The following is a 13029-nucleotide window of genomic DNA, read 5'->3' as shown; positions in this document are numbered from 1 at the left end:
CACTCAACATTAAGATATTTAGCAAACAACGTTAGAATAAAGGTTACGCTGCTGAGGGTTTAGCAGGGCTTGTTGTCTCAGGTATTTTTCTACCAAGCATAAACGAATCAATGATGGCGAGTATCCAACAACCTAATAACAGAAAACTTGCATAATGGGGCATATCGCCCGCGCTACCACTAAGTTGAGAGGATATTTCCGTCATAACTCGGCCTACATCGAAAGGGATTTCTCTGTTGACTAGTTTTTCGCTAATGTCATTAGCAATGTTCATTAAAAAACTCATTAAAGCCCACAAACATGCCACTGAAAATACCGAAAACACAGCACCTCTTAGCTTACTTTTTAAAAAAAAGTGACCTCCACCAGGAAAGATAAACGCCGATATTAGCGCCGCTTTTGTCGCTTTATGCATCTGTAACCTCAGTAATAATTCTCATGATTTTTATTAAAAGCCCTCTTGTTGTGACATCTTGAAAGCGTGACTTATCGACAAGTAAATTGGCCATTAGTTGCTATCACTTAACAACTAAATCCATAGAAGGTTGCAAACTAACTCAGATTTGAATTAAGTCGTTAAATTAATTTCTCTTATCATTGCAAAAGGAATTATTCTCTTCGTGTCCTACACGATTTATCAAACTAGTGGGTCGACGAGAGCAGTAGTGTAAAACAGTAGTCAAACTTTTACTGCCAAAGCAACCAATATTACATTTATTTGCACATTTTGTACTTTAACGTAATACTAAATCCCCCTTTTACGTTTGGATTAGATAATGCGCTTAAAACGTCAACTTACCCCTAAATCCATGATTCTTAATGTGTTACGGCAAACCCGGGGGCATTATTGCCCTTCTGCAAAATTGATTGCCGTAGGCGAGTTGTTCGACTTTAAAGCTAGCACTATCAGGGTTGCACTTACGCGACTTCTCAGTGCGGGAAAATTGGAATCCGATGGCAATGGTGGCTACCGGATGAGTTCACAAACCGACTTACTTAGTGACTTCATCGAGCAGTGGCGACTAGGAGATTTGCGACGGGGAAAATGGCATACAGATGACTGGCTTATGGTTTTACTGCCCAGTAATCCAGACCGCGCAATGCGTACGCTAAGCCAAACTACCTTACGGTTTTTTGGATTTCGCAAAGTTAAAAACAAAGTGTGGATCCGCCCCAATAATTTGCTTCCCGCTTTAAATGATTTACGAGACCTATATCGGGCCGTAGGGCTCGAGAAAGATGCGCTATTATTCAAAGCATCAGATATTCCGTATCCCGAGCAGTTTATTTGGGAAAGTACACTATGGAATACCGAAGACCTACAATTCACCTACGAAAGGCAACTGGTCAAACTAGCAAAAAGCAAAGCGCGTATTGATAAAATGCAATTGGAAGATGCGCTTCGAGAAAGTTTCATTATTGGTGGAGAAACTATTAATTTATTGGTTAAAGATCCATTGCTCCCCGATGAGATGTTCTGCACCCCAAAGCGCGAAGAACTGCGTCATGCAATGTGTGAATATGACGCCCGAGGCCACAAGATATGGACTCAGTTTTTAGGCGATTCAGCCATACTTAACCTCAATCAAAAAGAGGGAAAATAAATGAAAGCCCATGACATTCTCAGCAGACAAGAAATTCGCGAATTGATGACTAAAAATAATCTACGCGCCACTTGGATAATAGCAAGCTGCTGGGCATGGGTAATCGCAGCCATGACATTGGTAGCGATTTGGCCAAACGTTGTTACTATCATTTTAGCTGTGTTAATCATTGGTGGCCGACAACTCAGTTTTGCGATTTTAATGCACGACTGCGGACATAACAGCCTATTTAAATCGACTAAACTCAATCAGTTTATGGGAACCTGGCTAGCGGCAGCGCCGGTGTTCTCAGATATGCAGACTTATTCGCGTCAACACAGTATTCATCACAAAGATGTGGGCACTTCTAAGGACCCCGATTTAGTAAACTACTCAGGTTACCCGATCACTAAGCCATCAATGGTACGTAAAGTCTTACGAGATTTAATTGGTCTAACCGCGCTCAAGTATTGGTTTTATATATTAGAAACCAGATTGCAAGGCAACAAGAGCATGATCTCAAATATTGCCTTGTGCAGAGCTTTAGCTGTCAATTTAGTTTTATTTTTGGGCTGTTACTTGCTTAATGTCCCATGGTTGTATTGGGTGTGGTTTCTGGCTTACAACACCACTTACTTTTTGTTTCTGCGTATACGCCATGTCGGAGAGCATGCTGCTGTACCTAATCCACTAAGCAAAGATATGTTTGAAAATACCCGCACCACACTCGCTAGTTGGTGGGAGCGAATATTGGTTTGCCCTGTGTATGTTAACTACCATATTGAACACCACTTATTGCCATCAGTACCGCCCTATAACTTGCGTCAAATGCATAAATGGCTGGTATCCAGAAATGCTTATGCCAATACCCCGTTACCTTCAGGGTACATCGCCATGTTGCGAACTGTGGTTATTTAACATTGGGAAATAAATGATAAATACTCCATTTACCACCTAGTGACAAACATTGTAATTAGTGTCATTTTGAATGAACCTCAAAATGGCAGTCTATATCACTTGATTAGCTTTTCTACCTCTAACCCTAAATAAGAATAAATAATTTTATGACTGACAAAACAACAATAATTGAACAAATCAACAACCGAGCTCCAGCATTTCTTAAGATGTTAGGAGGCCATGTAACCGATATTGATACGGACACCACAACTTGTATTTTTGAGTTCAATATCAGCAAAGAGTTTTGTCACTCAGTCGATGTTGTTCAAGGGGGATTTATTACTGCCATGCTTGATGCGGCCATGAGTCATGCAGTTTTTATTGGCGATCACCAAGTTATTAATGTTTCATCTCTCGAAATAAAAACCTCCTATTTAGAAGCAACCCGTGCAGGAAAGCTTCGTGTTGAAGGTTGGGTAATAAAACAAAGCTACAAAACGGCATTTATGGAAGGTCGAGTTTATAACGAAGCTAACGTGCTCACCGCAACAGCGAGCTCAGTTGCTAAAATAATAAGAGCAAAACAGTAAACGCCAATATGACATAGCCTTTTATCCTCAGCGGAACAACGAATATTCGGTGTTGAAACAACAAGCGCCTCATCCGTTTTCGAATGATTTACTGCTGCCTGAAAATGATTAAATCGGAAATTTTATAGACAAAACATTATCAAATAGTGATTTAGGTAAAAAGCATGAAGTAGATTGATTAAAAACCAACACTGTATATAATTACAGTTAAATTGATTTCAGCTTAAAAACGGTGACATCAAATGTCTAACTCATTCATTTCACAACCCCTTCACCATTGTCTCGATGAAATTTACAATGCCATATTAGCGAAAGAGCGTGATTACGCGACCCAGCTTTACGCGCAATTAAAAGGCATTACTTTGGTCAGTGCTGGTAAAGCTATGTCTGTTATTTATCGGGTGTTCCACCTTGGATATGAAGACTGTCTGCACAATGTCAGTATCGATGATATGCCTGGCTTTGAAAATAGTCTGCTCACAGACGTTTGGAAAGCCGGGTTTAGTTATGCTCTGAAACTGCCTACATTTAAGATGGAAAATCAATGGGATTATCGCAACTCTTTGATTTTCACTGAGGTTCAAAAACCTATGCGCGAGTTTGAAATCAACCCTTCAGCTTGTTTCGTTAAATCATCAATTCCAAGTGACAGGTGAAACGGGTGAACTGTTTGAAAATGATTTGAATTTGTCAAAACTGTAGCGGCGAATTCAGCATTTTTGTTTGCATTTTACTTTGTGAACGGTACTGCAAAAACTCTGCATGAGAAACATCAATATGCTTCAAACAGGCATAAACTTAGATATCATCCGTTGGGGATATGGCATAATATCACGCCCATTTCAGTGTTTTTTCAAATCTAACATCTTCTCTAGAATCGAAAACTCTATTCGCACTGAATAACTTAAATATTTTGATGTTTTTAATTTTCTTAAATGGAAGTATTTGTGAGCAATTTGCGAAGTAGTTTGTTTATGGTGTTGGCGATGGCAGCGTTTGCACTAGAAGATATGTTTATAAAAGCAACCGCAGGTTTAGTGCCAGTGGGCGAAATTCTATTGTTCTTTGGTATTGGAGGAACCCTTGCTTTTATTGTGATGACTCTGAAACGTGGACAAGCAGTTTTTCATCCAAAAATCATTTCTTGGCCGGTTATCATTCGAATATTTTTTGAGGTGATAGGACGGTTATTTTATACCTTAGCTATTGTGTATACCCCTTTATCTAGCGCGTCTGCGATTTTGCAAGCCACACCATTGGTGGTTGTGATGGGAGCCGCTTTATTTTTGGGAGAGCGAGTGAGTTGGCAACGATGGGGGGCAATCGCAATAGGTTTTACCGGGGTATTAGTGATCATAAGGCCGGGCCTTGAAAGTTTTGAAATATCGTCACTATTGGCTGTTATTGGAATGCTAGGCTTTGCTGGGAGAGATCTAGCAACACGCGCCGCTTCCCCTGTTTTATCTAATTTACAATTAGGTATTTATGGTTTTTTTATACTAATTCCAACCGGCTTATTGATGTTGCTGTTTAATATTGGCTCTGCTGGCAACGAGTTAACGAATCAAGGTTTTGTATGGCCAGATGTCCTATCAACAGTGCTCATTTTGGCAGCAACAATTTTTGGCGTTATTGCGTACTACTGGCTTACAATAGCGATGCGAAATGGAGATGTGTCTGTTGTTACCCCATTTAGGTATACGCGGATAGTGTTCGCACTCATTATCGGGGCGACTATATTTGGCGAAAGACCTGATAACTTAACGTTGTTTGGCATCCTAATTATTGTCGCAAGTGGTCTTTATACCTTGCTACACAGCAAATACTCTCGTAGTAGATGAATGTTTCGGCAAATCGAAACCAGAAAACCCTATCGGTTTTGTTGTTGTTGATATAGTGTTTAAATCACGATCTAATAACCTTTAAGTTGGTGCAAACCGGATATAATCTATGGCACCGACCGAGACACTTAGTGAAAGGATTTTTTAAGAACGTGAAGGACCATTTTAACCAACATGATGAATAAGATAGCGCTGTTAGTTTTCAGTATTTTGACCTTAAATAGTTGCACTAATTCCAATCTAGTCGCACCCAAGAATGCTTGTTATATCATGTTCGACGCGGGGAGTTCTGGGACTCGTTTATATGTATACGAACAAAACAACACCCAACTGATAGAACATGTTGGTCCCAAGGTCGCAGCTCTTGCTGACTCAGTGCGTCGCCTTCACGGGAAAACAGCGACTGACATCCAAGACATTACCGACCAAGTCGTCGCAACCTTAGATCTAATAAAAACTGATGGCTCATTTAATGGCACTCAGCAAAAATGGACCGGTTTTGATTGGAGCACACAATGTAATCTAGTGTCGGCAAAAGTATATGCCACTGGAGGTATGCGCATTGCTGAACAAGAGAATGCAGTTGATAGCGTGGTTTTGTGGCAAAATTTACAACCTAAACTGGCTGCTAAGGTTGGCGCAAACGTGATGGTAGAAACGCGAACTATCACAGGATTCGAAGAAGGGCTATTTGCATGGTTAAGTCTTAAAGGTGAACACTTTACTAACAATTTTGGTATCGTCGAAATGGGAGGAGCGTCTTCGCAGGTTACCTTTCCATGTGCAGACTGTGATCCCGCTAACGATGCTGTTAATACCATTAATTTAGGCGGAAAACCACTACAGATATATAGCTATTCTTTTCTAGGGTTAGGCCAGGACGAAGCCCCTCGTAGCTTGTCGCTGCCATCTGCCAACACAATCCCAGCTAACTGTGCATTTGGAGTCGGCTCTACCCAGAACGATTGGACTGAAGCAAAGTGTGCTGACGATATTTTGATAACTGCGAAAGAATCCAAAACAGCAATTCGAGACCCCTACAATTATTCCGCTAAAGGTACAAGAGGCACGACTAATACACTTCCCCCCTTTCAAAAAAACATACCGCAATGGTCGTTGACTGGCGCGTTTAATTATACCAAAGAGACTGACATTGATAATTGCTGTTTCAGCCAAAGTCAAACATGCTATCACGCCGTAACAGCTTGTTTTACGCCTATCTATTTGAATAAATATTTACAGACACTTAATATAAGACCTTTAGAAGCAGATAAAAATGACGTGAGTTGGACCCTTGGTGCTGTAGTTTGTGAAACTGAAAATTGTCTTGCGGATATAAAAAAGACGCCAGTTTGCCGTTGGTTAGAGACGGGCTGCTTAATTCACTAACCAGTGCAGCAATGGCCATAACTCTTACAAATATAACCACCCACCATTGGCTTGCTCTTTGGTAATTTTCCACGTTCGCTCTAGCGACAGTGCGCCTGGTATGGTTTGCTTGGGTGTATTGGCTGCAATCTCATACAAGCCTGGTACAAATAATTGATGCAAACGTCTGGCAGCAATGTGGTTGTGAGTTTGCATATTGACATTGGCTAGGCCGTCGGGATGTTGTACCGATACATTGTTGCCTAAGCCCTTATAAGCTAACAGAGGTTGTTCAACTCTGGCGCGCATCAACATTCCCATATCGCTCCATTCTGGTGGAACACAACAGAGTACTCGTGCTGCCATGGCCACATGGACATTTTTTTGTTGAGCAAAGCTACAAAGTTTTTCAAATTCTGCTGTTTCTAGCCACCAGCCTCCGAGAATAGCTTGCCGCGCATCCACTTGGCTACTTGCGAATCGCCAAATAACGCTACCTGAATTAAGTGTGTGCTGTTGTGGAGAAATCATACCACCCGTTTGAGGATGAGCGAGAGTATTGCCATATTGGTCAACGAGAGACGCCTTGCGAGTGTCAACTCCCATAGCTTGTTGACGAGCGCTGTTGTTAAACGAAGTGGAATTAGCGTACATAATGCTCTTCCTAAACAATGATTAGCTAAATTTGTAATTATCATATCGCTCATTGACTAAGCAGTCTATCGAATAAAAAATTATCCGAACAACATTGGCAACTTCAACCTTATCCGTAAGGTACTCTAGCCTCATTATTCTTGATAAGATCCACAACTACTGGGACCTTACCCCTTCTTATAATTGAGCCAAGCATTATTAATGAGTCAAGTTTTCAAACTACGGGACTACCAAACGCAAGCGGTTAAGGCCGCTGTTGAGCATTTTCGCCATGGCGATGATCCTGCGGTAATTGTGTTGCCTACTGGTGCGGGTAAAAGCTTAGTGATTGCCGAGCTGAGCCGCTTGGCAAAAGGCCGGGTGATTTGTCTGGCCCATGTCAAAGAGTTGGTAGAGCAAAATCATGCTAAGTACTTGGCGACCGGCTCAGCGGCTGGTGTTTTCTCTGCAGGGTTGAGTCAAAAGGAAAGTTCCGCAAAAACTACCTTTGCCAGTATTCAGTCGCTGTCGGCTAATTTAGATGCGTTTCAAACTCCTGCAAGCTTAATCATAATTGATGAATGCCATCGAGTGGGCCTAGACGACGGCGCTCAATACAATAAAACCTTGGCACATTTTCGCAGTCTTAATCCACATGTAAAAGTGCTTGGCTTAACCGCTACCCCTTATCGATTAGGCAGCGGCTGGATTTATCAACAGCATTACCATGGGTTTGCACGCCCCTGCCCTAGCTCGTTTTTTAAAAAATGTGTGTTCGAACTGCCCTTGCAACATATGGTTAAAAAAGGTTATTTAACCCCGCCCATTCATTACGATGCCGCCATTGCTCATTATGACTTTAGTTTGTTAACAGAAAGCTTAGACGGTGAGCAAAACACCGATGACATCGCCTTAAACGAACTTATCCATAAACACCCACGAGTGACCAAGGCAGTAACCGAGCAAATACTGCAGCTCAGCCAAGACCGCCAGGGCGTGATGATTTTTGCTGCGACTATCGACCATGCAAAAGAAATCTGCGGCTATTTACCCACAGAGCAAACCGCCCTCATCACTGGCACTACCAAAATCAAACAACGAGACCAGTTAATAAACGCCTTTAAAGGCAAACAGATAAAGTACCTAGTGAATGTGTCTGTACTCACCACAGGTTTTGATGCGCCTCATGTTGACGTGATTGCTATTTTAAGACCCACTCAATCTATTAGCTTATTTCAACAGATAGTCGGTCGGGGTTTACGCCTAAGTCCGGGCAAAAAAGACTGCCTAGTATTGGATTACACCAATAATGGTTACGATATTTTTCAGCCCGAAATAGGCGAGAAAAAGCCCACTCCAGACTCAGTAGCCGTGCAAGTCCATTGCCCGCAATGCGGTTTCGCCAATGCATTTTGGGGCAGAAAAGACTCAGAAGGGAATATTGTTGAACACTTCGGTCGCCGGTGCCAAGGCTTGGTTCAAGTCACCGAAGACCCCGAAGATTCGGATGACACCTATGGCTCTGCAGACACTAAAAACGAGGCTCAATGCACGTACCGCTTTCGCTTTAAACACTGCCCCCATTGTAATCAAGAAAACGATATCGCCGCACGGCAATGTCAGCACTGCAATGAAAAACTCATCGACCCCGATGATATTTTACGAAAAGCCTTAAACCTAAAGAACAATAAAGTACTACGCTGCGCCGCCATTACCCCAGAGATTATCGAAGCTGACAAAGCAGTAAAAATCACCTACCACGACGAAGATGGCCTAACGTTATCAGAAACCTTCCGCTTTAATTACAAAAAAGGTAGGCAAAGTTTTAACGACATGTTCGCCCGCAGAATAGCTAATGGCACCCAAGCAATTCAGTTTGACTCACTCGAAGAACTACACAACTTTCTACCCTACCTGCCTACACCTGATTTTGTGATAGCCAAAAAACAAAAACACCACTGGCAAGTTACCGAACGCTTATTTGATTATGAAGGGCCTTATAGGAAAGCGAATGAACTAGGCTGACAAACAGAGTAAAGCAGTAAGAGACGAAGATATTGCAGTGTTAATTTGAAAGAAGCGAAAAATACAAAAACATAAGATGTTAAAACGCAGAGCAAAGAGTAACACAAAATATTGAAGCAACTTATAGCAACAGAATGGATCCCAGCTAAAAACATGCTGGGATGACAACCCACTCACAATCCAGAGATGACAACCCCCAACAATGCAGCGATGACACCCCCCCAACAACGCAGCAATGACACCCCACCCACACCGTCATTCCTGCATGCTTTTAGCAGGAATCCATTCCTCCAAACCTTCGGTTCATCGGCTGAATGCCCCCCCCCCAACAACCCAAAGATGACACCCCACCCTCACCGTCATTCCTGCATGCTTTTAGCAGGAATCCATTCCTCCAAATCTTCGGTTCATCGGCTGAGTGACAACCCACCCACAACCCAAAGATGACACCCCACCCGCACCGTCATTCCTGCATGCTTTTAGCAGGAATCCATTCCTTCAAATCAACGTGAATACTCACTTAAATTTGCTTTGCCTAAGTCACTCGGCGAGGCACAAATCAAAAATACTACTTGGGTCACTTAACAACCATATAAGGATTAAGCTGAAGCGTGAAGACCCAGCCCCATTAAGAGTGAGACTCGAAAGTTGAGAGATATATCTACACAGGAATTAACATGAAAAATAAGGACGTTCATGAAGAACTAAAAAGCCGCATAGTTAAAAAGTGCCATTTCCATTTACAAGGGGCACTTCAAAACTAAGCGACTTTTCACGTTTATGACATCCGGTTGGCATTACGCTTTTAACTGATCACCAATGGGTAGTTGCCTTATACGTTTGCCACATGCTGCAAAAATTGCGTTACACAAAGCGGGGGCATAAACAGGCGTCGCTGGCTCACCCACCCCTGCTGGCGGTGCGTCACTTGGAATAATCTCCACTTCTACTTCCAGTGGGGAATCACTCATGCGAGGCACCCGATAATCATGGAAATTACTTTGTTGTACCTTGCCCTTATCGAATGTAATGCCTTCACTAAGCGCTGCGGTAATTCCATAAATAGAGCCACCTTGAACTTGGTTTTTCACGGTATCGGTATTGACTACAGTACCAGCATCGATGCTTACCCATGACTTTATAATTTTCAGGTCGCCTTTGTCTGAAACCTCTACTTCAACCACTGTTGCCACGTAAGTTAAGAAGCTTCTGTGAGCGGCTATCCCCAGCCCTCTGCCTTTAGGCAGCTTTCGCCCCCAAGCACTCATATCTGCTACTTTTTCTATAACATGGCGTAACTTGCCTATATCTAACGGGTAATTCGCTTTATCGGCACCGTAGTTATCGTATTCGGCATTTTCCTCGGTTACATCCAAAATACGATTGGGGCCGATAGTTTCCAGTAAATAGTCTTTTTGATCACGCCCTGCTTTGTGAGCAGCTTCGGCGATAAATGATTGCACGGCAAAGGCGTGGAAAACATTGGATACCGAGCGCATCCAACCAATTCTTGTTTTTGCTGGCGCTTCTCCGCTTTCTAACTTCATGTTAGGCGTATTTATAGGGTTATCGGTAAATCCTAAACGTAACTCTAAGCTTAATGGAGCAGTAGCACCTTCCACAAAGGTAGAGGCGATTGGTGTAAACGCGGTGCGATGTAAATAGGCTTCAATAGCACCATTTTTGTCTAGTGAGGCTTCAATGTGTTGCGCAGATACAGCATGATAAAAACTATTCTGTATATCATCTTCACGGGTCCATTGAACACGAATAGCTTTGCCTGTTTTCATAGCAAGATAAGCAGCTTCTGCTGAGAAATCGGGCTTCGACTTGCGACCAAAGCCGCCTCCTAACATAGTCACATGAACGTTTATTTGTTCTTTCGGCATGCCTACCATAGCCCCCACAGTTGCCATATCAGCTTGTGGGTTTTGGGTGGCTGCCCACACGTCTACACGGTCTTTGTAGTAGATTGCGGTGGCACAAGGTGGCTCCATCGGTGCCTGAGCTAAATGAGGTGCATAATAATCGGCCACCAGCTTATCACTCGAATTGGCTAATATATTGGCGGCGTCGCCTATTTCTCGCACCGACGATTGAGGAGAGGCAACAGTCGCTAGCAGACTTGCTTTAAACACTTCTGAATTATAATCGCCATTTTTGCCATCATCCCAAGTGACTGATAATGCTCTGCGGCCTTTTATAGCAGCCCAAGTATTTTTGGCTATAATAGCAATGCCACCTTTGGGTTGAAATTGAGGTGCACCTTGTGGTGCAGGAATTTCAATAACATCTATTACACCATCAATCGCCTTGGTCGCTTTCGCATCAAAACTTTTGACTTTTCCACCAACAACAGGAGGGCGCACAACAACGGCAATCAGAGCTTTAGGCTCAAATACATCGGCAGCAAAGGTGGCTTTACCCATCACAATATCTTTTAAATCGATATGTTCCATAGCGGTATTGATATAACGCCACTCACTACGCTTTTTAAGGGTGATTTGGGCCAACTCTGGTGGCGTGATACTCAATGCATCATTTACCAATTCTGCGTATGTAAGGGTTTTACCTGAGCTATGGGTAACCACATGCTGCTCTGCTGAGCATGAGTCGACAGGTACATTCCAACGAGTGGCTGCAGCTTGGCGCATAAGATGGCGAACACTAGCGCCCATCTCACGCAAACGTTGCATATTATAACGAATACTACGTGAGCCATCGGTGTTTTGGTCACCATACTTAGCATCTCCTTTGCCCTGAATAACCACTACTTTGTCCCAAGCAGCTTCCATTTCGTCAGCCACAATTTGAGCGATAGCGGTCCGAATTTGCTGTCCCATTTCAGAACGATGGCAGGTAATTTCTACTATGCCATCTGGGCGCAGCGCAACAAATAAATTAGCTGTTTTTGCGGATTCTGAGGGCTTTGCAAGTACCCCTGCAATGACTCTAGGTGCACCGCCTGCTAGATAAGTCCCAAAGATCAAAGCCCCAGTTGCTGCAGTCGACTTTAAAAAACCACGACGAGTTAAATCAAAATATTGGCTCATGCTTGTTCACCTTTAACTTTAGGGTCATAGTACTGTACTGCGGCTAGGGTTTTAGATGCTGACTTAATTGCTTTATGAATACGAGGATAAGTACCGCAGCGACAGATATTACCTGACATTTCCTGTACAATTTCGTCGTCTGTAGGCGTTGGATTAGTGGCCAGTAAGCTAGCAGCTTGCATCATTTGTCCACATTGACAGTAACCGCATTGTGGGACTTTATGCTCTATCCATGCTTGTTGCACAGGATGCTCACCGTCTTCACTTAATCCTTCAATGGTCGTTATTTTACTGCCTGATACCGCTGAAACGGGTAACACACAAGAACGTTGTGCTACACCATTGATATGCACTGTACAGGCACCACACTGCCCCATCCCGCAGCCAAATTTAGACCCTGTTAATTGCAACTCATCACGCAGATACCAAAGTACGGGGGTAGTAGGGTCGCCGGAAAACTCGTGGGTTTTACCGTTGACGATAAACGTAATCATGGTCTTGTCCTCATTGTAGTAAGCAAACGATAATTGCTGGTAGAATTAAATTTCTTGTCTAAGTAATGAAACGTCACCAGGGGCTGATTTATTTAATGGCCGAAAACCTAAAAATAATAAGTAATTTGGTAAGTGAAATTAAAATAAAGGATATACCTGCTTTATTCAACAGGGAAACGATTAAGAATTGTGTCAGGTGAAGCGGTGTAATAATTGAGAGGAGCTTTACTAGCGGTTAAAAAATCAAAAAAAGAATGAAGCAGTGTGCAAGAAAATGAAGCGGCAACAGCAGTATAAAAACCATGCACCTCTAGATCAGCCTTTGTCCAAGTAATCCATATAACGGCGACCAATATTTAAAGAGTGGATGGCTCTAATGCCGATCAGTTAAGAAAACTTTTAATAATCTATTGATAAATTATTGATGTAAAAACAATAAAAGTGGATTCCGGCCAAAAGACCGCCGGAATGAAGAGGGTGAGGGATGGCAGTAAAGTCTGCGGGTATGACGGTAATCCCCCTCCCACTTGTCATTCCCGAATGCT

General features: G+C 42.7%; 11 protein-coding genes. 7 read left to right on the top strand and 4 right to left on the bottom strand.

Annotated elements, in window-relative coordinates; all coding sequences use genetic code 11:
• Positions 1–43: 43 nt before the first annotated feature.
• Positions 44–415, bottom strand: a complete 372-nt coding sequence (locus tag KO534_RS07010) for a hypothetical protein (protein WP_215928834.1) — start codon at positions 413–415, stop codon at positions 44–46.
• A 361-nt stretch (positions 416–776) separates the two neighbouring features.
• Between KO534_RS07010 and KO534_RS07005 the strand changes: the two genes are divergently transcribed.
• The 6 genes from KO534_RS07005 to KO534_RS06980 all read left to right on the top strand — a co-directional run bounded on the left by KO534_RS07005 (position 777) and on the right by KO534_RS06980 (position 6300).
• Positions 777–1604, top strand: a complete 828-nt coding sequence (locus KO534_RS07005; RefSeq protein WP_215928832.1) for a transcriptional regulator — start codon at positions 777–779, stop codon at positions 1602–1604.
• On the top strand, positions 1605–2501 hold the full coding sequence (locus tag KO534_RS07000) for a fatty acid desaturase family protein (RefSeq protein WP_215928830.1): 897 nt from the start codon (positions 1605–1607) through the stop codon (positions 2499–2501). It begins immediately after the preceding gene.
• Between the two features lie 146 nt (positions 2502–2647).
• A complete protein-coding gene (locus tag KO534_RS06995) occupies positions 2648–3070 on the top strand; it encodes a PaaI family thioesterase (protein ID WP_215928828.1) in 423 nt (140 codons plus the stop codon).
• Between the two features lie 242 nt (positions 3071–3312).
• Positions 3313–3726, top strand: coding sequence for a hypothetical protein (locus KO534_RS06990; protein ID WP_252732003.1), 414 nt, complete (start codon positions 3313–3315; stop codon positions 3724–3726).
• A 291-nt stretch (positions 3727–4017) separates the two neighbouring features.
• Positions 4018–4911: a DMT family transporter gene (locus KO534_RS06985; protein WP_354667911.1), complete on the top strand. Its 894-nt coding sequence runs from the start codon at positions 4018–4020 to the stop codon at positions 4909–4911.
• A gap of 174 nt (positions 4912–5085) precedes the next feature.
• Entirely contained in the window at positions 5086–6300 is a 1215-nt protein-coding gene (locus tag KO534_RS06980) for a nucleoside phosphatase (RefSeq protein ID WP_252732002.1), read from the top strand.
• A gap of 24 nt (positions 6301–6324) precedes the next feature.
• Here KO534_RS06980 and KO534_RS06975 read toward each other — a convergent pair whose 3' ends face one another.
• Positions 6325–6933 (bottom strand): hypothetical protein, encoded by a 609-nt coding sequence (locus KO534_RS06975; RefSeq protein WP_215928826.1) that lies wholly within the window; start codon positions 6931–6933, stop codon positions 6325–6327.
• Between the two features lie 201 nt (positions 6934–7134).
• Here KO534_RS06975 and KO534_RS06970 point away from each other — a divergent pair, with 201 nt between their 5' ends.
• The gene (locus KO534_RS06970; protein ID WP_215928824.1) at positions 7135–8937 is read left to right on the top strand and encodes a DEAD/DEAH box helicase; all 1803 of its coding nucleotides are present in this window, start codon (positions 7135–7137) and stop codon (positions 8935–8937) included.
• 797 nt (positions 8938–9734) lie between these two features.
• Here KO534_RS06970 and KO534_RS06965 read toward each other — a convergent pair.
• Complete coding sequence (locus tag KO534_RS06965; RefSeq protein ID WP_215928821.1) at positions 9735–11990, bottom strand: xanthine dehydrogenase family protein molybdopterin-binding subunit; 2256 nt, start codon at positions 11988–11990, stop codon at positions 9735–9737.
• Positions 11987–12484: a (2Fe-2S)-binding protein gene (locus KO534_RS06960; RefSeq protein ID WP_215928819.1), complete on the bottom strand. Its 498-nt coding sequence runs from the start codon at positions 12482–12484 to the stop codon at positions 11987–11989. Before KO534_RS06960 ends, KO534_RS06965 begins: the two co-directional genes overlap by 4 nt.
• Positions 12485–13029 lie beyond the last annotated feature (545 nt).

It is taken from the genome of Paraglaciecola arctica (assembly GCF_018861065.1).
Lineage (GTDB): Bacteria > Pseudomonadota > Gammaproteobacteria > Enterobacterales > Alteromonadaceae > Paraglaciecola > Paraglaciecola arctica_B.
The sequence above is the reverse complement of the archived record's forward strand: the minus strand, read 5'-3'. Positions and strand labels throughout refer to the sequence as shown.

Coding starts and splice junctions, on each gene's coding strand:
- KO534_RS06960 (WP_215928819.1), bottom strand. CDS start 12,484: ATGATTACGTTTATCGTCAACGGTAAAACCCACGAGTTTTCCGGCGAC.
- KO534_RS06965 (WP_215928821.1), bottom strand. CDS start 11,990: ATGAGCCAATATTTTGATTTAACTCGTCGTGGTTTTTTAAAGTCGACT.
- KO534_RS06975 (WP_215928826.1), bottom strand. CDS start 6,933: ATGTACGCTAATTCCACTTCGTTTAACAACAGCGCTCGTCAACAAGCT.
- KO534_RS07005 (WP_215928832.1), top strand. CDS start 777: ATGCGCTTAAAACGTCAACTTACCCCTAAATCCATGATTCTTAATGTG.
- KO534_RS06995 (WP_215928828.1), top strand. CDS start 2,648: ATGACTGACAAAACAACAATAATTGAACAAATCAACAACCGAGCTCCA.
- KO534_RS06990 (WP_252732003.1), top strand. CDS start 3,313: ATGTCTAACTCATTCATTTCACAACCCCTTCACCATTGTCTCGATGAA.
- KO534_RS06970 (WP_215928824.1), top strand. CDS start 7,135: ATGAGTCAAGTTTTCAAACTACGGGACTACCAAACGCAAGCGGTTAAG.
- KO534_RS06980 (WP_252732002.1), top strand. CDS start 5,086: ATGATGAATAAGATAGCGCTGTTAGTTTTCAGTATTTTGACCTTAAAT.
- KO534_RS07010 (WP_215928834.1), bottom strand. CDS start 415: ATGCATAAAGCGACAAAAGCGGCGCTAATATCGGCGTTTATCTTTCCT.
- KO534_RS07000 (WP_215928830.1), top strand. CDS start 1,605: ATGAAAGCCCATGACATTCTCAGCAGACAAGAAATTCGCGAATTGATG.